General features: G+C 54.4%; 16 protein-coding genes. 7 read left to right on the top strand and 9 right to left on the bottom strand.

The genetic code is table 11. From position 1 onward, the window contains the following. Positions 1-79: 79 nt before the first annotated feature. A complete protein-coding gene (locus SH139x_RS01460) occupies positions 80-1,009 on the top strand; it encodes a histone deacetylase family protein (RefSeq protein WP_488353516.1) in 930 nt (309 codons plus the stop codon). Positions 1,010-1,165: 156 nt separating this feature from the next. Here SH139x_RS01460 and SH139x_RS01455 read toward each other — a convergent pair whose 3' ends face one another. Continuing rightward, a complete protein-coding gene (locus SH139x_RS01455; protein ID WP_488353515.1) occupies positions 1,166-2,461 on the bottom strand; it encodes an NAD(P)/FAD-dependent oxidoreductase in 1,296 nt (431 codons plus the stop codon). A gap of 52 nt (positions 2,462-2,513) precedes the next feature. Then, positions 2,514-3,860 carry an MBL fold metallo-hydrolase RNA specificity domain-containing protein gene (locus SH139x_RS01450; protein ID WP_488353514.1) on the bottom strand — a complete coding sequence of 449 codons (1,347 nt, stop codon included), beginning with the start codon at positions 3,858-3,860 and terminating at the stop codon, positions 2,514-2,516. 261 nt (positions 3,861-4,121) lie between these two features. On the opposite strand from SH139x_RS01450, the gene SH139x_RS01445 reads away from it, so the two are divergent. Both SH139x_RS01445 and SH139x_RS01440 read left to right on the top strand, forming a co-directional pair. Continuing rightward, positions 4,122-7,028: a 2-oxoglutarate dehydrogenase E1 component gene (locus SH139x_RS01445; protein ID WP_488353513.1), complete on the top strand. Its 2,907-nt coding sequence runs from the start codon at positions 4,122-4,124 to the stop codon at positions 7,026-7,028. Positions 7,029-7,190: 162 nt separating this feature from the next. Then, positions 7,191-8,075 (top strand): LysR family transcriptional regulator, encoded by an 885-nt coding sequence (locus SH139x_RS01440; protein ID WP_488353512.1) that lies wholly within the window; start codon positions 7,191-7,193, stop codon positions 8,073-8,075. Between the two features lie 33 nt (positions 8,076-8,108). Here SH139x_RS01440 and SH139x_RS01435 read toward each other — a convergent pair whose 3' ends face one another. The 3 genes from SH139x_RS01435 to SH139x_RS01425 form a co-directional block, all read right to left on the bottom strand. Then, entirely contained in the window at positions 8,109-8,651 is a 543-nt protein-coding gene (locus SH139x_RS01435) for a hypothetical protein (RefSeq protein ID WP_488353511.1), read from the bottom strand. A 233-nt stretch (positions 8,652-8,884) separates the two neighbouring features. Beyond that, positions 8,885-10,933 (bottom strand): LamG-like jellyroll fold domain-containing protein, encoded by a 2,049-nt coding sequence (locus SH139x_RS01430; protein ID WP_488353510.1) that lies wholly within the window; start codon positions 10,931-10,933, stop codon positions 8,885-8,887. 443 nt (positions 10,934-11,376) lie between these two features. Then, the gene (locus tag SH139x_RS01425; protein WP_488353509.1) at positions 11,377-12,984 is read right to left on the bottom strand and encodes a sulfatase family protein; all 1,608 of its coding nucleotides are present in this window, start codon (positions 12,982-12,984) and stop codon (positions 11,377-11,379) included. Positions 12,985-13,435: 451 nt separating this feature from the next. Here SH139x_RS01425 and SH139x_RS01420 point away from each other — a divergent pair, with 451 nt between their 5' ends. Further along, positions 13,436-14,323 (top strand): transporter, encoded by an 888-nt coding sequence (locus SH139x_RS01420; protein WP_488353508.1) that lies wholly within the window; start codon positions 13,436-13,438, stop codon positions 14,321-14,323. Between the two features lie 348 nt (positions 14,324-14,671). On the opposite strand, the gene SH139x_RS01415 is transcribed toward SH139x_RS01420, so the two are convergent. From SH139x_RS01415 to SH139x_RS01400, 4 genes are all read right to left on the bottom strand, one after another. Next, on the bottom strand, positions 14,672-15,100 hold the full coding sequence (locus SH139x_RS01415) for a hypothetical protein (RefSeq protein WP_488353507.1): 429 nt from the start codon (positions 15,098-15,100) through the stop codon (positions 14,672-14,674). Next, positions 15,097-17,043: a WG repeat-containing protein gene (locus SH139x_RS01410; RefSeq protein ID WP_488356135.1), complete on the bottom strand. Its 1,947-nt coding sequence runs from the start codon at positions 17,041-17,043 to the stop codon at positions 15,097-15,099. The genes SH139x_RS01415 and SH139x_RS01410 overlap by 4 nt, the downstream gene beginning before the upstream one ends. A 299-nt stretch (positions 17,044-17,342) precedes the next feature. After that, positions 17,343-17,939: an RNA polymerase sigma factor gene (locus SH139x_RS01405; RefSeq protein ID WP_488353506.1), complete on the bottom strand. Its 597-nt coding sequence runs from the start codon at positions 17,937-17,939 to the stop codon at positions 17,343-17,345. A 625-nt stretch (positions 17,940-18,564) separates the two neighbouring features. After that, the gene (locus SH139x_RS01400; protein ID WP_488353505.1) at positions 18,565-19,647 is read right to left on the bottom strand and encodes a transposase; all 1,083 of its coding nucleotides are present in this window, start codon (positions 19,645-19,647) and stop codon (positions 18,565-18,567) included. A 327-nt stretch (positions 19,648-19,974) separates the two neighbouring features. Between SH139x_RS01400 and SH139x_RS01395 the strand changes: the two genes are divergently transcribed. The 3 genes from SH139x_RS01395 (at position 19,975) to SH139x_RS01385 (ending at position 22,167) form a co-directional block, all read left to right on the top strand. After that, positions 19,975-20,943 carry a DUF1559 domain-containing protein gene (locus tag SH139x_RS01395; RefSeq protein ID WP_488356134.1) on the top strand — a complete coding sequence of 323 codons (969 nt, stop codon included), beginning with the start codon at positions 19,975-19,977 and terminating at the stop codon, positions 20,941-20,943. 152 nt (positions 20,944-21,095) lie between these two features. Beyond that, the gene (locus SH139x_RS01390) at positions 21,096-21,638 is read left to right on the top strand and encodes an RNA polymerase sigma factor (RefSeq protein ID WP_488353504.1); all 543 of its coding nucleotides are present in this window, start codon (positions 21,096-21,098) and stop codon (positions 21,636-21,638) included. 22 nt (positions 21,639-21,660) lie between these two features. Continuing rightward, entirely contained in the window at positions 21,661-22,167 is a 507-nt protein-coding gene (locus SH139x_RS01385) for a hypothetical protein (RefSeq protein WP_488353503.1), read from the top strand. Positions 22,168-22,288: the final 121 nt, after the last annotated feature.

Raw genomic sequence — 22,288 nt, 5'->3', positions numbered from 1 at the left:
TGCTATTTATTGGTGAGGCCAGCCGGTTATGATTGGTTCAAAATGTGAACCAGCAGAGCCGCAAACTGAGTGCCCCAAGATGACGTTGTTGTACTTCGACGAGTGCTTTACCGAGCATGAGACAGGTCGGCACCCGGAAAATCCAGCTCGCATCCTGGCGATTGGCGAGCAGTTGCAGAAGGCCGAGTTATTTACCCGTTGCCAACGTCCCGCTTGGCAACCGGCTGCTGCGGAGGCGCAGCATCGTGCGCACACGACCGACTATACGCACCGGCTGCAAGCATTGGCAGCGGCGGGTGGTGGGCAAATTGAGCAGGACACGGTGTTGAGCGCGCACTCCTTCGAAGTCAGTTGTCTGGCTGCCGGCGCGGCTTGCGACGCGGTCAGCCGAGTGCTTGCTGGCGAAGACAAAACTGCGTTTTGCGCGATCCGGCCGCCGGGCCATCATGCCTTGGCCAACGCGGCAATGGGTTTTTGTTTGCTCAACAACGTGGCCGTGGCGGCCCATCACGCTTTAACGGTGGAGGGCCTTGATCGGGTGCTGATCGTCGACTGGGATGTGCATCACGGCAACGGCACGCAAGCGATTTTTTGGGAAGACCCTCGCGTTGGTTTTTTCTCCATTCACCGCTGGCCGTTTTATCCCGGCACGGGTAGCGCGGACGAAACAGGCTCGGGAGCCGGCCTCGGCACCACTTGGAACGTACCGGTCGCGTACGGCACCACGCGCACCGCCTACCATCAACAGTTTGCCGCTACCCTGCAGCGCAGCGCGGATCAGCTGCGGCCGCAGCTGATCTTGATCAGCGCTGGTTTTGATGCGCACCGCCATGATCCGATCGGCTCGCTTGGCTTGGAGACCGAGGACTTTCAGACGCTCACGAAGGCGGTGTTGGAAGTGGCTCAGCAGCACGCCGAGGGACGAGTCGTTAGTTTGTTAGAAGGTGGATATCATCCAGCCGCCTTAGCCGCCTCGACGTCTCTGCACGTGCAGACATTGTCATCGTAGAGCGATTGTGCTCAATCGCTTGCGGGCTGCACATTGTAGAGCGATTGTCCTCAATCGCTTGCGGGCATGTGCGAACAGCTGGGACAGCAGTTCTACAATGCAAACAGCTGGGACAGCAGTTCTACAATGCAAACAGCTGGGGACAGCGGTTTTACATTAAACCGCATCGAGTCTTTTCAAAATCGCCTCAGCGGCGCGGAGCCCGCTATTGAGAGCACCTTGAATCGACGATGTTTCGCGGTGGTCTCCGCAGACCACCGGCGCGGTCGCACCGAGCGGTTCAACGGAGCGGACGACAGGCTGGAGATCACCGACCGCTTGCTGCGGCAGCGCGTACGGCACTGCATAGGTACGCAAGTGTTGCCAGGCATCGGCTGTCGCTCCAAACCAACCACTTAATTGCCGACGGGTATCCGCCAACGAGTCGGTGGAGAGCTGCAAGAGATCCTTGTCCGGTGGCGTCGGTTTCAGAGTTACGGAAATCAATGACTTGCCAGCCGGTGCGTACTCGGGGGCCACTTCGCTGAGCACCACCAGTTGGTTGATCGGCCCGGCCGAATCACCTGAGAGCGTGAGGTAGCCGCCCAGTCCCAGCGGCTGATCGGTGGAAAAGTAATGGCAAACCGTCCCATTCCAGGGGCGTGCGAGTCGCCCGGCCAACGGTTGATTGAAGTCCGCCAGCAGGCGAGCCGCGCTGGAACATTCAGTGGCGATCACCCATTGCTTGGCGGCGATCTCTTGCCCGTCGCTTAAACGGGCAGCGGCGGGGGTCAGCGATTCAACCGCCGTCCGCAACGACAACACGCCGCGAGGCAGCGCGTCGGCCATTTGACGGGGAATTGCCGCCATCCCCTCGGCGGGCACGGCGATCGGGCCGGCCGCAAACATGCGAAACACGAACTCCAACATGCGACTGCTGGTCGCCAAGTCGCGTTCGAGAAAAATTCCCCCCAAAAAAGGCCGGAAGAATTGTTCAATCATTTGGCTGGAGAAACCCCATGACTCCAGCCGCTTTTCGGTAGCCTCAGCGGGCCGCCCGTAGAGTTCACTGAGAGAACCTTGTTTTGACGCCGCCCGCAAACGCCCCACTTTCCATTTGTCACCAAGCCCACCCACGGGACTCAGAGCGGTCTGCAATAACTTGGTCGGAGCCCGCCACGGATCGGCCAACAGATGAAACGCCTCGGCCACGCGAACCTGCGCCCCGGTGGGGAACTCTCGCAACCGCAGCTGGTCGTAATCGAGCAGCATTTGGCAAGCCGGATAGGCGGTCAACAACACTTGAAAACCGTGATCCAATTGAAAGCCATCAACCACATCGGTTCGCAATCGCCCCCCCACGCGATCGCTAGCCTCCAGCAACTGGCAGTCGATACCCCCTTCCGTCAAACGCCGCGCGCAGGCGAGTCCGGCAAGGCCGGCACCGACAATTACCACATCGGTCTTCAACATAGATCACCTGCTCAATAAACCCGCGGGGCGCCCCAACTCAACCTGCATCCACTCAACCTGCATCGACATCGTAGCCCCGCTTCGTTAACTCTGCGGCGAGGGTATTTTTCGGTTGGTATTCACCGTGAACCAAGCGAATTTGCTGGGGGCGTTGCTCGAATCCCTCAACAAAGCGGATTAGACCTGCCTGATCCGCGTGGGCTGAATAGCCGGATAGGGTGTGTGACTTGGCTTGCACGTCAAACCGCCGTCCATCGAGCGACACCCAATCGCTACCCCGCTGGAGATAGCTACCGGGAGTTCCTGAAGCTTGGTAACCGACAAACACCAGATCGGTTTCTGGCTGGCCGACAAATCGTTTTAAATAATTGACGACTCGGCCTCCGGTGCACATCCCGCTGCCGGCGATCACGATGGCTGGCAATTCATGTTTATCCAGGTAGCCGAGCAGATCGATATGTTCAGCGTGGTTTCGCACGGTGGTCAAATTTTCAAAGACCAATGGTTGCTCATCGATGCTAAGAGCTTGCTGGGCCTCTTCGCCCCAAAACTCCTGCAGTGACTCGTAGATGTCGGTAAATCGAGTTGCCAGCGGTGAGTCGACAATCACGTCGACTTGCTTCATTAAGGTGCGGTGTTCGGTCTGCTGGATGTGCTCAAAAATCTGGTTGAGTTCGAACAACAGCGATTGGGTGCGCCCCAAGCTGAAGGCGGGAATGATGGTCACTCCCCGATCGGCCAACGTATGTCGTAGCACCCCTTCGAGTTGGTCCAGTCGATGTTCGCGGCTGTCATGCAGTTTGTCGCCGTAAGTGCTTTCCAGAACCAGCAGGTCGGCCCTCGGCGGGCTGGTGAAATCATTCAGCAGGGGTTCTCCACCCGCTCCCAAATCGCCTGAAAAGACCACCATGTCTCCCTGCTTGGTTTCCACTTCGATGATCGCCGAGCCTAGCACGTGACCGGCGGGTCGAAATCGACAACGCCCCCCCGCGGGCAGATCGACCCAGCGGTGGTAATGCACGGGCCGCAGCTGTTTGCCGATTTTCTTGAGAAAACTTTCGATCATGCGGCGATTGCGAGTAAAACCGATCCGCAACGCATCCTCCATCACCAACGGCAGCAGTTTGGCAGTCGGTTGGCTGCAAAACACGGGCCCCTCCCAACCAGCCGCCAGCAAATAGGGAATGCGTCCGACGTGATCCATATGCACATGGGTCAGCAAAAGTGCTTCGAGGCCGCGGAGCGAAAAACGAATTTCTGGGTTGGGACATCGCCGCGCGTCGTCCCCTTGGAAAATGCCACAATCGACCAATAAACTGTGCAATTCGTCGGTCCAGAGCTGATGACACGAGCCGGTCACCCCATTATGGGCCCCGTGGTGAATTAATTTAATAGCCATTGAGTCGCAATTTTATGGGATGACCGGAAAAAGTAACTGGAAATGACGTAGGCAGAAAACGTGTTTTCGGTAAGATATTAAGGGACGGAGTGAACCTGCCCACCCGCCACGCGTATTAGACTGCATGCGAGACCTTCGGTTGATCCCCTACCCGCCCCACCGATGCGCTTTTCTTTGCCCGTTGACCACGGGTGTTAGATGCCTTCGGTTTTGTTTGGGCTCTACTCAAACTGCGTCCGCCTTGACTGCGGACTGTCTGGGATGAATAGCTACAGCCTGGACTACATTGACGATTTATACGTCAAGTACGTCAATGATCCCAACAGCGTCTCCGATAATTGGCGACGCTACTTTGAACAATTCCTCGTCGCCTCCGACGGTGCGATGCGGGCCGCTTCGATTCAAGATGCGTCCGCAGCCAGACGTCCGGGCTCGGGAGATGGCCCCACGGGCAATGGTTCGCCGGGAGGCGGCCCCCTGGGAGATGCCGGGTCGCTGGCCGCTGGTCATTCCCACACCCAAACTCACGGGCAAGCTCACGGCCTGACGCCCGCTCACCAGTCCGACGGAGTAACCAGCCAAGCACTCTGGCTGGCACGGGTCCAAGATCGGATCGATCAACTGGTACGCGAATATCGTGTCCGCGGACACCTGATCGCTTCCCTCGACCCGCTCGGCTTGGCCCGCCCGGCCTGCCCTGAACTGAATCCCAGCTCCTACGGGCTGAGCGATGCCGATCTCAGTCGTCCGTTCGATTCCAGTTCTCTGGAAAACGTCACCGGGCGAACGCTGGCCGACATTCTGGAAAAGCTGCGGAACACCTACTGCCGCAGCATCGGTGCGCAGTTCATGCACATCGACAACCGGAATATCCGCGACTGGCTGCAACGCCGCATGGAGACCACCGAAAATCGACTTCCGCTCGCCCACCAAGTGCAACGCCGAATTTACACGCGGCTAGCCGATGCCTCGATCTTCGAAGAATTCGTTCGCCGCAAATTCGTCGGCGCCAAGACTTTTTCGCTGGAAGGCTCCGAGAGCCTCATCCCGATGCTCGACCTGGCCCTGGAAAAAGCTGGCCAGCATAAGGTTCGCGAAGTCGTGATGGCGATGGCCCACCGCGGGCGTCTGAACGTGCTGGCGAATATCTTCAAAAAGCGGGCCATGAACATTTTCTGGTCGTTCGAAGATCCGCGCCCCGAACTCAGCCGCGGCGGTGGCGACGTCCGCTACCACCTCGGTTACAGCAGTGACTGGACCACCGCGGCCGGGGAAAAACTCCATATTTCACTCTGCTTCAATCCCAGCCACCTGGAGTTTGTCAATCCAGTGGCGCTGGGACGTTGCCGCAGCAAGCAAGACCGCCGGGAAGACTCCAGCCGCACCGAAGGGCTGACGATTCTGATCCACGGTGATGCTGCCTTTGCCGGTGAAGGAGTCGCTCAAGAGACGTTGAATCTCAGTCAGCTGGCCGGCTACGAAACCGGCGGCACCCTGCATATCGTGATCAACAATCAAGTTGGTTTCACGACCGAACCGTCTCAAGGACGCAGCACCACTTATGCGACTGACATCGCACGGATGCTGCAAATACCAATTTTTCACGTTAACGGCGAAGACCCCGAAGCGGTCGCGCAAGTCGTTTCCTTGGCGATGGACTTCCGCAAGGAATTTCGTCGCGACGTGGTCATCGATTTGTACGCCTATCGTCGCTGGGGTCACAACGAAGGGGACGAACCACGCTTTACCCAACCACTGATCTACCAAGCGGTCGACAGTCGTGACAGCGTCCGCGAAAGCTATCTCCAGCGTCTGCTTGAACTGGGCGAAATGACCCAGCAGGAAGCTGACGAGATCCATCAGAAACGTCAGCAAAAACTGGAACGCGAATTCGAGGCCAGCCACACGGAGGATTTCGTTCCCGACCTGCAAACACTCGGTGGTTGCTGGCAAGAATACTTCGGCGGTCCCGAACCCCAAGACGAGTCCACCGACACAACGGTGCCGGCAGAAACACTGTCCACCCTCATCGCTCGCTTGACCGAAGTTCCGGAAGGTTTCCGGCTGCACAAAAAACTCAAACGGCCGATGCAGCAACGGCTGGAAATGTCTGCCGGCAAACGCCCGCTCGACTGGGCTGCGGCCGAGGCGGCCGCCTTTGCCACGTTGACCACCGAGGGGCGGCGAATCCGCATGACGGGCCAAGATTGCGAGCGTGGCACGTTCAGCCAACGCCATGCTGTTTGGCACGACACCAAGAACGGGGCGACCTATATGCCCCTGGCAAACCTTACGGAATCGCAAGCACCGATTGAAATCGTCAACAGCCCGCTCAGCGAAGTCGGCGTGCTGGGTTTTGAGTACGGCTACTCGCTCGATTGCCCCGAAGGGCTCGTAGCCTGGGAAGCTCAATTTGGTGATTTCTGGAATGTGGCCCAAGTCATCGTGGACCAGTTCATCGCCAGTGGCGAAGACAAGTGGAAACGGCTCAGTGGACTGGTAATGCTGCTGCCCCACGGCTTTGAAGGCCAAGGCCCCGAGCACTGCAGCGCTCGCCTGGAAAGATTTTTGGCGATGTCTGCAGAACACAACATCCAAGTCTGCCAACCAACGACCCCCGCCCAGTATTTTCACTTACTGCGTCGACAAGTCCACCAACGCTGGCGAAAACCGCTGATCGTGCTGACTCCCAAAAGTCTGCTGCGGCACCCGCACTGCGTCTCACCCTTGGAAGAACTGACCAGCGGTGGCTTCCAGAAAATTTTGCCCGATCCCAAAGTCCTCGCCGACGACGCTCGCCGGGTTTTACTTTGCACGGGCAAAATCTATTACGACTTGGTCGAAGCCCGCGCGCAACGTGAAATCGACGATGTCGCCATCATGCGTCTCGAACAATTGTATCCGCTATCCAGCAATCAATTGCTCAAGTCGCTCGAAGGCTTTGCCACCGGCACCGATTTGATTTGGATTCAGGAAGAGCCATCGAACATGGGTGGCTGGACCTATATGAAACATCACTTCGGTGACGAACTGCGGGAACGATTTCAATTCCGCTGCATCAGCCGTGCGGAATCAGCCAGCCCCAGCACTGGCAGCTTGAACGCGCACAAGCTGGAGCAAGCCGAATTGCTGGAAGCTGCCTTCGCCGATCTGCGCGTCACCGTCTAGTCTCGAGCGGTCGTCACGACAAAGCTTAAAAAAAGTAAATCAATCGGTTTTGTAGCGCGAGAAATTGCTACCAAACCGACCATCGACTGCGATACAATTCATTAAACATAATTGGCCCGCGTTTGATGACGATTTACCTTTGCTAAAGCATTGGAGGTTTGCGTGGACTGGCTCAACTACCACCATCTGTTAAATTTTTGGCTGGTTGCCCGCGAAGGGAGCGTGCAAAAAGCGAGCGAACTGCTGCACGTTACGCCAGCCAGCGTGAGCGTGCAAGTCAAACATTTAGAACGCTCGCTGAATGTCAAACTATTGAGAAAAGAGGGACGCGGGCTGGCGCTGACCGAGATGGGCGAGCAGGTTGCAGCTTACGCCACCGAGATTTTTTCCACCGGTCGCGAACTGATGGAAATGATCAAAGGAAGACCCGTCGGTAAACCGCTCGAGTTGCGAGTTGGTATTCGCGATGTGATGCCCAAGCTGGTCGCATTTCAACTGCTGCAACCAGCACTTCGTTTGGAGCAACCAATCCGCTTAGTCTGTCACGAAGGGGAGATGTCCAAGCTGGTGGCCGATTTAGCCATTCACAAGCTGGATGTCATCTTGTCTGACACCGCGCTCGACCCGCTCTACAAGGTCCAAGCATACTCGCATCGACTGGGGCGATCCGACGTAGTCATCGTCAGCACCAAAGAGCTGGCAAAAAAATACCGTCAGGGATTCCCCCAGTCGCTCGAAAATGCGCCCTTCCTGTTACCGATGGATAACAGCATTTTGCGACGCGCGATGGATCAATGGTTCAGCGATCTGCGGATCAGCCCCCGAGTTGTTGGGGAGTTTGCTGACAGCGCCATGCTGAAAATCGCGGGCCGCCAAGGCCTTGGGGTATTTGCCATTCCCAGCAGCATCCTTGAGGATGTCACGACCATTTACGGGCTGTGCGAAGTTGGCCCGGCCGCCGGCATTCAGGAACAGTTCTACGCCGTATCGGTTGACAGAAAACTGAAACATCCCGCCGTGATTGCAATGATCGAACAAACCAAGTGAACATCGCCAGCCGATCGGACTGTCGCGTAAGCTTCAGACCGTCGCGTAAGCTTGCTCAATGCGATCAAGCACCTGCTGTTCTGCAGCGCAAATCGTCCCGTAGCCAAAGATACCTCCCGAAGCGAGCGCGATGCGCTGGGCTAGCTCGAAAATAGCGTGCCCTTCAGATTCCAACGAACCTACCTCCGGCGATCTTGCGTCCGCGACGGTCCCAGATGCGGCACCGACATAATCTTCCCACAGCGACCACCATTGCTCGCTCGGCTTCTCCACCAACCAGCGATGAAATTGCTCGATGGCTTTCCCTTTGCCAGTCAACTCGGAAAACAGAGCAGCCTGCTCAGCGTGATGCAATTCCGCGGCGGTGACTGAACCACTAGCCCAAGCCACCATCGCAATGGGGAAGAACCGCAAAACGGCGACTGTATCACCATTCAGGCCAAACTGCCGTAAGCGTCGCAACAGTGCTACATCTTCGATGCCTGTTTCCGCAGACAATTCCTCCAGCGCTTGCTCTTCATCGAGACGCTGCCGAAAATGATTGCGAAGATGCGACTCACTGTGAACGAATTTCAACTCAAATAATCTAGCAGTTCTTCGGCTCGGACCATTGAAAGTAACCATTTCACAGCTCCATACTGAAAGTTCGAGACTAACCGTGTCTTCGTGACACTGGGTATCGACCCATGCTTTCATGATAGGAGGATTGCGACAAAATGTCGCGTTAGAAAGCCACTTGCAAAAGTCAAATTCCCTTTAAGGGTCCCAGCACCCGATCGGGGCTCCGGCGACTGAACTCAATCGTGTTTCTATGGCGCGACCTCAACCAAACTTGCCCCGCCACGTGGAGTGACATGCATGCGACGCTGGCCGGAATCCAAATGAAATGGGCCCAGCATGGCATCAAAATTGAATAGCACCAACGTCGCTGCATCGGCTGCCAAGCGTCGCTGCGGCTCGAACTCGCCGTTGTATCGCGCTCCCTGACTCAAACGAAATTCATCGATCAAACCGTGGAAGTAAGACATCGGCGCTCCACTACCATCGGGGTCGGCTCCGATGAACAAGGGCAGGTTATTCGACGTCCTCTGCCATGCTGGCTCAATCTCGGTCGCTCCAGCCAGCTTTCCATTGACAAACAATTGAACCGCTGATGCGCTTTGCACCAAGGCCACATGCGTCCAGACACCGCTGGGAATCTGCATACCCGAATTCACACTGCGATACTTCCCATCCAAGTGCACGCTGCATGACGGCACCCCAGCAGACAAAAAGATGCTGAACTCACTACCCTGCGTCTTGGCCAACAAACCAACTCGCTCGCTATAGCTGGCCGCTTTGAACCAAGCCTCCATCGTGAACGGCCCCTCGGGCAGATCAAGCCGTGAAGATTCAAGAGCGATCGCGTCGTCTCGGCCATCCAAAGCCAATGCCATGTTGGGACCGGCCGGCAAGCTTGGATCCATGTCGATATCAAACTCCGCCAATGTGCGGGACTCGGGTACGGCATAGCGAGCGGTCTTTGTTAGATAGTCTTGCGCTAAGACAAACTCCAACGCCCTGAATGACTCGTCGATCTGTGGCCCCAGATAGTCGATCTCAAATTGGACCGTCTCTTTGCTTCCCGCTGCTATGCGTCCATGAACGTGGTCCGGTCGCACTCGCCAGCGACTATCGGGGCTGGTCGGAGTCAGCGTATAGTCGACATCCGCTGCGGTCGGATTGGAAATAACGGCGGCAATTGTTGTCGCTTGAGGTTTCCCGTCGGCGACCGGAATCCGCTGTTCGAGCCGCACTCCCTGGGAAGCCAATTGCTTCATTTGCGACTGCAACTCCGCGGTGACCTCCCTCACGTTGATTGCTCCGCCGACCGGGAACGCCGCCATCGCCACTTGCTGTGGTCGGACCGTCACTAAATGGTACTGATGCAAATACCCAGCATCGGGCAACGTTGCCGATTGCCCACCCCCGACAGTAGCCAACGTGACATACTCGATGCCGTCTTGGGGATCGTACCGCATATAGTGAATGTGCCCGGCAAACACGGCGGTCACATTACCTGTCTCTTTCAATAATGGATGAACGCGTTTGTTCCAGTCTTCACCGTATCCTCCACCGAGCCAACGCGGGTGGTGCAAGAACAAGAACTGATGGTCGTTGTCTTTGCCACGCTGCAAAGCCTCCTTTAAGAATGCGAGTTGTTCGTCGCTGATCTCCTGTGACTCCGGCTTGCTAAAGTTCTTTTCACCGGTCTCTGGATTTCCCTCGTCCGAATACAACACGATGAAATTGCAGTTTTTATGCTGGAACGAATACCACAGCGGCCCGAAATGCATTTCATAGTCCTCGTCGTGCTGCGAGGCGGGCATAGCCGGATCATCCATCGGTCGCCAGTACACATCGTGATTTCCTGCGACTGGAAACCAAGGGCACAGCAACTCACTCATGATCGTTTTGAACTCGCGCATCTGCACGAGCCACTCCGGGCGGCGGTTATAGCCGTTGATCAAATCGCCAACTGTCATCACCAAGTCGGGCTCGATAAGGTTCACATCGCGGACGGCGTCGGCCAGGACGTCAACGCCCTCTGCTGGGCCTCCGGTGCGGTCGCCAAAAACGGCAAACACAAACGCATCCTTTTCCTCCGGTAGCGGCAGCACCACGTCACTTGATCGCGTCGTGTAGAACCGTGCGTCGGTAGGATTGGCTGTCGGATGCGGCGCGTTATGGTGGTGTCGGTGTCGCTGATGGCTCAGATTCGGAGTTCGCCCGGCATCCGATTCCTGGCAGGCAGCGGTGCGAGCGAGTGAACAAGCGACTAGAACGGCACAGGTGACCATTGATCGACAGCGGGTCATATGACTGAAATCATTGGTTAGCGGAGTGTAAGAATTTCTACGCAATTGGCTTCAATGCATTTTGCGGCACAGTTAAATTCGCAACCCCAAAAGTTTTGTAGGGGCAAATCGAGCTCTGAAAGACTAACCGTTAGGCGTAATGTCGGAAAGCAACAAATGATGAAGATTTGGTTCGGATTGGCTCGTGTCGAGCAGAATCAAAAGACACTCAAGCCTTCCCTCTCGACGTGACATTTCTACGAGCGTTGAAAACTCCCCAAGACTCTCTGCCGATTTCACGGGATACCAGTTGAACCTTTGGATAACACGACCGTGCATTCTTAAGTGCATTCATGTTATTGGAGCGGGCAATAGTCTTGTTGGCGCGTGGAGCACACCCATTGAATAAACCAGAATCAGCCACAACGCGCTGGGGTCTGGCTTTGCGTTGGAACAAAACTCTTTTAGTTGGCAGTTGGAAAAGGAGGCGCCGCGTAATGTTCGCGGAGGCGCAAAAACTCAGCAATCAGCGATTCGCGAACTTCCTGATAGTCAGGGTGCGCGTGTACGCTCCGCATTTCATTTGGATCAATCGCTAGATCAAATAAATTCCATTCATCGGTTAGCGGAAAGTAGATCAACTTGTGCTGCTTGGTGCGGACACCGAAATGCTGAGGGACGGCATGCTCACCAAGTTCGTAGTAAGCGTAGTAGAGGGATCCGCGCCAATTTTCTGACGTTCCGCGAAACAGTGGCACCAGCGATCGGCCTTGAATCTCGACCGGGATTTCTGCTTGGGCGATTTCTAAAAAAGTGGGAGCATAGTCAATGTTTTGGATTAGTTCCTCAGGCCGAGAGCCGGGCTGAATGACGCCGGGCCAGCGGGCTAAGAACGGCATGCGGAACGACTCTTCAAACATCCATCGTTTGTCGTACCAACCATGTTCGCCCAGGAAGAAGCCTTGATCCGACGAGTAGATCACGATCGTATTCTCCGTCAGACCATGCTCGTCTAAATACTGAAGCATGCGTCCCACGCTTTCATCAACAGCTTTGACCGTGCTCAAATAATTGCGCATATAACGCTGGTACTTCCATCGCACCACTTCTTGGTCACTAAGCTTGCCAGCCGCAAAAGCTTGAAGAAAGCGCTGGTTTCTGGGGCCAAAATGAGCATCCCAGGCGCGTTTTTGATCGTCCGTCATGCGGTTGTACTCAGGAGTGCCGTAACGATCCGGGGCGGGCAGCGTAACGTCCCCCCTTTCGTCTTTCCGAATTTTGACGTCGTAAGCCCAATCAAAATGGCGATCAATTTCCATTTCATTGTTGGCCAGCGTACGACTGCGGTTCGCGTAAGTGTCGAACAGCGTATCTGGCTCTGGAATTTCAATGCCGTCAAAAGCACCGAGGTGTCGCAGGGCTGGAGAAAATGTGCGGTGCGGCGCTTTATGCTGACACATCAGAAAAAAGGGTTTGGATTTATCACGGTTATCGAGCCAAGCAACCGCTTTGTCTGTGGTCAAGTCGGTTACGTACCCCTCAAACCGCTGATGCGTTCCGTTTTGCTGAATAAAAATAGGGTTGTAGTAATTACCCTGCCCGGGCAGCACCTCCCAATAATCGAAATGCTTTGGATTCGAACGGAGGTGCCACTTACCAATAACGGCAGTTTGGTATCCGGCCTGCTTGAGCCCGCCCGCGACGGTCCATTGGTTAGGATCAAAATCATTACCGTTCCGCATGAATCCATTTTTATGGCTGTGTTTACCCGTCAAAATGGTTGCTCGTGACGGGCCACAGATCGAATTGGCGCAAAACGAGTTGGTGAAAACAGCTCCCTCGCGTGCGAGGCGGTCGATATTTGGAGTCGGGGCGACCTTCGCCAGTGGGCCGTTGTAAGCAGAGAGGGCTTTAACGGCGTGGTCATCCGAAAAAAGGAACAAAATATTGGGCCGCTCAACTGCTTCAGCCGGCGTGCTAGAGGCAAAGCCAATCGGCAGTAAGGCCAAGCAAGCTAAGCCGGAACGGAGGGACTCGCGTAGAGCTTTCACCATCATGATTGCAGATTTCATTGGGAAAGGTGTTGTTTTCGAGGACTGAGAGCGACACCGGAAACCGGCGAACGCCCCCTCGCGGTTAGCTGGCTTTGCTGCGGCCAGCTTACCCCAGGGGCGTGATTGGATCGATTCCGCGAACCACTATAATCGATCCCTAATGCTCGTTGTGGCCCTCATGTTTAAGCCCCCTCGGCAACGACGAATCTACGCGATGCTCCTCTCAACGATGAATCGGCGGCTCAGTCACACGTCTTGTGGTCATGTCCAAAATATGGCCATGAAACGTGATACATTCGGAACGACACATACGACTTGTTTTATTTTCCAAATTGGGCGAGTAGTGCGTCAACCGCAGCTGGTGTCTCGTAACTCGCTAACCGATAACCATTCTGTTGTGATTCAAAACAGAATGGTCAGAGCGTGGCATCGGCTGCAAACAGGGATCATCGGGTGCAGGGAGTTCAAGATGTTGGCAAGGATGCTGGTGACAATTTTCATGTTGGCGTTCATCACACTTGTGTATGGTGACGAGGTAAAGTCCGCTGGTCCGCTGGGCATTGAATTCTTGGATGATTTTACCAAACCACGTGAGGCGCAGCGTCAACCGTTTGAGGAGAGGATTGAGACTGAGCGGCACGATTTCACGCAGTCGGCGACCACGGTCGGACGGGGAATCACTCAGGTCGAAGCAGGTTATTCTTTCTTTTTCAAGGAGACAGGTTCCGAACGAGAAACAGCCCACACACTACCCGAAACCCTGATCCGCATCGGTCTGAGTGAAGACATCGAAATGCGTTTTCGTCTGAATCACACCTGGGTATTTGTCGAAGATAAACAAGATCGCATTGGCGCTGAAGACATGCGTTTTTCTCTGAAACTGCAGATGACCCGAGAATGCGACCATTCCCTTTTGCCCACCAGCGCGGTCGAACTTCGCGGCTTAGCGCCGACGGGCGGAGAGGCATTCACAACCAATCGTGTGGAATTCAGCGTCGACTACATATATCAGTGGACCCTCTATGAGCACATAACGCTCGCTGGCTCGACCGGATTTGGGACTCGCGGTTTCGGTGAATTTGGTATCTTGCCCGATGAACCCACGCAGGAAAACTTCAACGTGCTATCGCAATCAGTCGCACTAGGACTCGAGTTGAGCGACAAAAATACGTTGTACGCCGAATGGTACGGCCTATTTTCCGATGGGCTGGAAGACGAGTTTACCGTTTCAGTAGTCAATGCGGGCCTCGATCACTACGTCACCGACGATCTTGTGTTGGATTTTCGCCTGGGTGTCGGCTTGAACCAAGACAGCGATGATTTCTTTACCGGTATTGGTGGTGGTTTCCGCTTTTAGGCCCATTCGTATCGCCCCCGCTACGCTATGTTTCATGGGGCGATGCGTCTTCCGTTGCCCCCATCGTATCAAAGAGCACAACCGGGGCGTACATTGCGCGATTTACTGAAGGTTTCGCTTCACAACGGCAATTTTCTCCTGAGCGGAGAAATTTCTCCTGGATCGTGTCATCGTCGAGTCCTCCATTGGACTACAGCAAAACTCGCTCAGATGAAAAAACAGTTTCAGCTGACTCAGTACAGTTGCCCGTTTAACCGTGGTGCTGTCACCAGGCCCAAGGTAACTCCCAGTTTACCTCCGGTGGCAGCGAACCACGGGCTGGAAGGTGATGCTTGATAAACAATATGGTTAGGCTTGCTTTCCTAGGATCATTAGGAACCCGAGCCCTGCTTGGATAGCAGAGAACACCGACTGACAGCAGTAGACTACCGTAATCCCGAATTTTTGTTGTTTTGGTTTTTTTCCAAACCAGAGCGGAAGCAAAAGAACGAAAAACCAAACACAACCGATCAGAACGCCGAAAATCCATTCTGAACTCACAAAGAATCCAAGCGGCAGGAGGAACAGCATGGTAATTCCTCCAAACACCAGGACGGACTCGCTGATGGTGTCAAGTAGCGACCAGCTCAAACATGCACCAATTGCTAACATCGGCCAGGGCAGCATGACAAGCAACGAACCAAGAATGGCTCTGCCAGGGTACGATGCTGCGGCAACTTTCGAAGCTGGGATTGGTAATTTCGAAGTAGCTTTGTAGGGATTAGAGTCTACTTTCACCACACCCACTCCCCGTTCTTGTTGACATAGCCGATTCTTCCCGCGACGGTGACTTTTGCGATTCCTTGGCGGAACCCGCGGTAAATCCAATCGTAGGCTGCTGGAATGGCGACCTTACCATTCTTGTCAATGAAGCCCCACTTATTTCCGTCAAGCTGCACACCAGCGAGGCCTTCGGAAAATTCGTTGCCGTATTGAAAAGTTGGTGGGATGACAAATTCGCCTTCGCGGTTGATATAGCCTAGTAGGCGGTCCTGGCGGACACCTGCTAATCCGTCAGAGAATTTTTGCCCGATTTTGAATTGAGGTTCAATAACTACATCGCCTTTTGCATTGACGTATCCCACTAGCTCTCCACTGCGAAATGGGATCAGCTCTTTTGGCTCGCCGGTGGCGTAGTGTTCTGGAGGAGGCTTGGATACTTCTTTGCCGTTCGAATCAATATAGTGGTAGCTAAGTTCAGGTCCAATATCAGCGATCATGCTTAGCAAGAGGCCTTTGGGACTCACCATTCCCACCCTTGCGATACCGTCGTGAAAACTCTCGGTGTAGTCGAACCGTGGTTGAATGACCATATTTCCTGCGGTGTCAATGAAACCCCAGCGATCGTTGAAACGGTACAGTTTCACCGGTGCGAGACCATCGGAGAATAGCCCAACTTGAATGTACTGTGGTGAAATGACAATCTGATTTTGGCCGTTGATGAAACCCCATCGCCCAGCAATCTGCACTGCCGCGAGCCCATCGCTGAATGGATAAACCTGTTCATAGCTGGGTGGAATGACAATATTGCCAGTTTGGTCAATGAAGCCGTGTTTACCATTGATAGTCATGTCAAATAGCATTCGATCGGCGTCAACCGTAGGTTTAGCAGTATCCTCCTGGCCTCTTTGTTCCGATTCTTGCCCTCCAGACTCAGGCGTTGCCAGCATCACGTTCTGCTGCATTGCCGGCTGTGCGATGAAAGTCTGAATAGCAGTCTGCAATAATGAACCCGCTAGCAGACAGCACCCTGCGAAAGTGATTTTCATGCCAATTTTGCCTCTTAACCAAGGATGAAGCGCGTTTTTGGAGGTTGAGCCCAAATAGGCGGGGACCAGCGGGAGTGGATTCGTTTGAGGAGCTTGAACATGGCTCAGATAGGCTTCCAACAACTCATGTACTTGGAGCGCTGACTGCAGACGATCTGTCTTGTCCTTGCACATCAGCCTGAGGACGATACGAGTGAGCCATTCAGGGATATCCGGATTGATTTCGCGAATCGGCGTCGGCTCGCTGTCTGTAATCCGCCGCATCACGCTGAGACTGTTTTCCGCCCTGAACGGTGGCCGCCCTGTGCACATCGTGTACAGCATGCTTCCGAGGCTAAAAAGATCACTGCGAGCATCAACGGCTTGGCCAGACGCTTGCTCTGGCGACATGTATTGTGGGGTACCGGGGTGGAAGCCCGTTCGAGTCAGTCTGGCATCATCCGCGGCTCGAGCCAGTCCAAAGTCGCTAATTAACGCGCGGTCCACTTCTTCTTCGAGCAAGATGTTCGACGGTTTAATGTCGCGGTGGACCAGCCCCTGTAGATGCGCAGCTGAAAGGCCATCGGCAACTTGCATACCGATGCGGAGGATTTCACGAAGTTGGAGTTGACCGTCGCGGTCGATACGTGCTTGTAATGATTCGCCGGAGACATATTTCATGACGATAAACGGCGACACTTGTTCCGTCTCGACGTTGTAAATTGGTACCACGTTCGGATGCATGACCGCAGCGGCAGCGCGTGCTTCGCGGGAGAAACGTTGCCGAGCTGCTCCGCTGCTGGCTAAATACGGAGCCAACAGTTTGATCGCAACAGGGCGATTCAATTCCGTGTCAAAAGCTTTCAATACGACGCCCATGCCTCCGGAGCCGATTAGTCGTTCGACGTCGTACCGCCCAATGCGTCCAAGCATTTCCGGATGCATTGGTGGCGAAAGTAATTGTTTTGCCATCGACTCAGCCCAGTAAATTCTCGCTGGATCAAGCCCGTTTGGCGTCAGGTGAAGTTGAGAAGCCAAATCAGATGTTTGCGAGATCGCCGCTTTCACACCGAGCCACATTGCCGGCGATCCCGCTAGTGCACTGATCCGCGATTGGCAACGCGAACACGTTTCGACGTGACCTAGTAGTTCCTCGCTAGGTTCTGACAACGTGTCTTGCAGGAGCAGTGAAACCAGCGCGGCGTCATCACATGCAAGTTGGTCCTTCGCCATCATTGGTCCTGGTGTTGTTGAACAAGTTCCTTGATCCGTGCCATGACGCGACTGCGGGCGAAGTAGATATTGCCGGGGCGAGTATCAAGCTGGGCCGCAGCAGCTTCGACGGACAAACCCTCGATACTAGTCAACCAAAACGCCTGCCACGTGTGCTCCGCCACGGATTCGCGAACGCGCTTCGAGGCCCACTGGAAAACCATTCGTTCGTACTCTAAATCCAGAGCACTGGGTAGCGCGGATGGTGCTGGTACGTTCGCCAAGTGGTTGCCGACTTCGCTACCATCGTGCCCCAAACTGCGAGTCGCCTTTTGTGTGATCATGTCGATAGCCGCATTGCGAGCAATTCGCAGTAGCCAAGCGCGAAAACCACCCCGGTCGTCACGTTGCAGCCATTTGGAAACTGACGCTGCGATCGCCATGAACACCTCTTGGACTAAATTTTCGGCGTCCGCTGCCTGAAACCCGCGGCTCGTGGCAACGTTGAAAACGACAGGTGCATATATGGCCGCAAATTCTTCCCAAGCCGCCATATCTTCTGCGTCTTGAAGTCGCAGAATGAGGCTGGCTCGGGTTGGTTCGTGGTTTGGTCTCATGAGCCCGTTGCTCGGGTGTGTTAATTCAAGTGCTACTACCAAGACTGAACTAGCGGTCAAAATCTTGCGCGAGTGCCCCAATATTGCTGGAAATTCTTGCAAGCTTGACGTTTCCCAGCATGAAACATCTCGTTTGCGGCTTGTCGATCAAGGGTTCGGGGCAACCACAATTAGCCTCCACGTGGCCTAAGCCAAACCACAAAATTGTGTTCACAAGTCCACTAATTGGGCCGTTTTTGCGTTACAACAAAGGCAAGCTAGATTTCTAGCTGGGCTCTGCGTGTGACTGCAACGAGCTAACTTGGGACAGGGGACGTCGGTTGGGGCAGGTCCCAGTGGTTCTGTCCAGTTTGGCAACCTGGTGGCAACTTGGGACAGGTCCCGCTGCTGCACCAAATGTGCAGGGACAGGTCCCGCTAAATCTGCTCGCGTGGGGCCAGCGGCAGGAATTTTGCGCTGGCGGCGGTCCTGGGCGGCGGCAGATTGGATGAGGGCGAGCAATTTTACGCCGTTTTCGGCGAATTTTTCTCAATCGGCGCGCACCTTCAGCCCCAACCGACGACTAACTCTTTTTTTCGCCGGATGCATCAGTGAGGGTAGACGCTGGCCGAGATCTGCCAGTGAATTATTTGGGGGCCAACGGCCCAGCGACAGCTCGGTCTTTTTGCAACGGCGTGTTCCCCGCCATAAACTTCATGCTGGCTATCAACGCGTGACCGCCCAAGTCGGCGTTGCTCCGCCGCCGCAATTCTTTGATCTGCTCCCGCAATCCATCCACATCAACCGCCTGGCCACTCCGCCAACAAACCTCACGCATCTGCTCCACGGTTAATGCAGGATGGCTTTGCAAATTGGGGCGTGCCTGGATCGCCAATTGCCACAACAAATTCACGTACGATGCAAACGTCATCGGCACACAACCCAAGTCCTTTTCCATCTGCCGACGACGCTCCTGCACTTCTTCCAGCGTCAAATCATTGACGACCGCCACCGGCAAACCGTCCGCTTCCCCAAGCAATTCAATCGGCGAAAGCCAATCCGACGTATCCACTGCACTCCCATCAAGCGTCTCCAGCCGCTCGCGAATCGAAACCATGGCGCTGGGATCGTCAAGCGAATCGACAAGGTGAGCTTTCAGCGGATTGAGATCAACGTAAGCCATGCAGGCCAATACATGCTCTTGCTCTTCGAGCGCATTCAGCTTAAAACGTTCTTCGAAGAAGTGACCTGTACACTCGTCTTCAATGTTACACTTGCGAGCCACGGTCTGACACATCAGCTTGACGAACCAAGAGATGTCGGAAAGCCGTACCCTGAGTGCCTTTACATATTCGGGCTCGCTGAGGATGGCATCGATTTCACACTCCCGAATTTTCCCGCCTTTGTTCCCTCGAGTCGGTTTCCTCGAGGTGATCGACAGCCATCGGATGGCGACTTGGCGATCGGAAAGCTGCTCGACCAAGTCGGGTCGGTTCCTGATCACGCAGTGCCAATGATTTGGCATTATTGCATAGGAAAGTAAATCTAAGCAGAATGTTTCAATTAGAAACTTCATCCTCGCACGAAACCATTCTCTGCGGTGTGAGTGGTCGACTCCAGTGAGCGGGTCAACGCCGTGGAGATAGCTTCTGCGAGTGGTACGGTTGAAACAGTGGTAGACGCCGTGCTGAGTGGGATCGTAGACGACGGACCGAGCCTTGCGAGGCATGACAAACCCTCCAGAAAGTGGAAACAACTGGAACTGTACGCCCGAATATTAGCAATATGACATCGCATTTTCAACCCCCTGCCAGAAGAGTCATAAAAAATAGCTTGTGCACGCAATAACACTACTTGTTTGGCTGCCGAATCCGAGCTGACAGATACCACGCTCGAAAGACTCGAGAGCTGACACATTGGACGGAACAACATGTGCGCCCCTGGATCTGGCATCGCTAATTTCCCAAAAGAAGCTCCCCCTGAAACAGTCACGACGCCTGCGCTGTCATGATGATAAAGGACTAACGTTCGTCGACCAGAAAAACCGGTGCATCTCATGCTTCTCGCGCGCAAAGGCTTTACGCTCATTGAGTTGCTGGTCGTGATTACGATCATCGGAATCTTAATTTCGATCTTACTTCCAGCTGTGATGTACGCCAGAGAGAGCATTCGAGTGTTGTCCTGCAAGAACAATCTAAAACAGTCAATACTTGCAGTGCATTCCTTCCACAATGCCAATGGGCAATTTCCCAATCTGTACAATGGAACGTTTGTGCCATTCCCAAGCCAGCAAATCGACGAATATCATTTTCATTCCTGGCAAACTGTACTGCTTCCATACCTCGAGCAGAATCAACTGTTTGAAAAAATTGACTTTACACGTCCGGCTACCGCACCTTCAAATCAGGATGTTGTCAATTCGTCGCCACCTACCTTTATTTGCCCTTCTACCAGCAATTACACACCGAACTTGCCTGACGTTTATGAATGGAAAACCTTCAATCGTGTCGGATCGGCCGCACGAACGGACTACCAGTGCATAGCAGGCCTGCTTACAGTTGAGTCGGCAAGTCTACCGGATTCACAGCTCTACAACAGGATTCATCTCGGAGTCTGGGGACTGCCACAATACGGTGCTTCGGAGGGCGAAGAATACGACGGCGTCTATCGAACGCGATTTGCGGATGTCACCGATGGACTTTCAAACACAATTGCAATTTCCGAGATTGCTGGTCGACCCGATGCTTATTTTGCAGATCGACCCGACCAACCATACGACCCCGAGGCTGGAACAACTTCGCAAACAGCCTGGGCGATAAGCGGCCTATTTTGGAGTAATGCCCTTTACGAACCGAACGGTATTAACGAGACAAATGTGCGTGGGCTTTACAGTTTCCATAATTCAGGTGTTAACGCCGCATTCGCCGACGGATCTGTTCGTTCATTGCACAACGATACCGACAGGAAGATAATCCATGCCTGGGTGACAAAGGCTGGGAATGAGGTCGTAGGTTCTACAAATTGAGTGCGACAAACCAGTAAATGCACTCAAGTCGCGTCGGGCTGTCGACTTTGCCAGATTAGGTCACTCACGCGACTGAGTGATTCCAAACGCTAATGCAGCTCGGCCCGATACTGAGCCGATTGCAAGCAGGTCATTTCACCTCAGCAGTACCCATGCCGATCGAACCCAAAGCATTGAACGATACCCTCAATCGCCTTTGGCCAGTGCTCGTCGCTTGGGCTGATCGGGCTTGCGAAGATCCTGAGGACGTTGTCCAAGCCGCTTTCATCAAACTCGCCGCAGAAGAGCCAGTCCCCGATAACTGCGTGGCATGGCTCTTCACGGTCGTCAAACGACTGGCTAGCAATTCGCGACTAGCAACTCACCGTCGCAAACAACGTCAGATCAACGCCTCGGCAAGTCAGCCCCAGCAGGCCGAACGAACAGAACCTGCCGGCGAGTTTGAGTTGCGAGATTTGCTGACCAGACTCGGAGACCGCGAGCGAGAAATCGTGATCGCTCGCGTCTGGGGAGAACTCTCTTTTGAACAACTGTCTGTACTATTTAACGAGCCGAAAGCAACCGTTTGGCGAGCCTATCAAACGGGCATCGCCAAGCTGAAACAAGTCTACCTGGAGTTAAATAATGACGAGCAACAACCATCCACCCGGGAAACATCCCTTATCAAATCTAGACAAGATGACGCCGCAAAGTAACTGGGCTTCCAAAAGCAATCAAATGCCCGCCCCTCCCGCAGATGATTTCGGGCAATTTCTGCAACAACAACGGCTGGGCAAACCAATCTACCACAGCGGCGAACTGCTCTATCAGTGCGGCTACGCTGCTGGCATGGCGACCGCCAATCGCCAGTCACACGCCACCATCAAACGCTGGCAATGTCTCGGATTAGCTGCGGCAACCATCGTCTGCATGCTGATAGGACGACAACTGTTCCCAACAACGCAAACACCCAACGCGGGCAAAACCGCACAAATTAAAACTCCAGTTCCCGTAGAAACAACCTTACCGCCCGCCCAACTTTATAAGCAGGAGCAGGATAGCTTGCTCGCCCAACAACAAGCCGATAACACGGCGCAACCCAGTGTTCTTAGCGCTTCCCCCTGGCAAATACAATTGACAGGTCTGCCGGCGACAACTGCCGAGTCCATCCCCACAGTGCCAAACCAAAGCAACAAGATTCTACGACCGAGCGACTACCATTTACTCATTCAAGGAGACGTTTAGCAATGCGGTATTCAAATCAAATCAAAAGTGCTTTCACTTTGCTAATCGGGTTGCTGGCGACGGCCGGCCCGCTAGCAGCTCAATCCGATCAAGTAGTGAAAAAACAACTACAACTGACACC

The organism is Kothea flammea (assembly GCF_052161645.1).
In the GTDB taxonomy this organism is placed as follows: Bacteria; Planctomycetota; Planctomycetia; order Pirellulales; family Pirellulaceae; genus Laterigemmans.
Note: the sequence above shows the minus strand (reverse complement) of the source record. Positions and strands in the feature narration are given on the sequence as shown.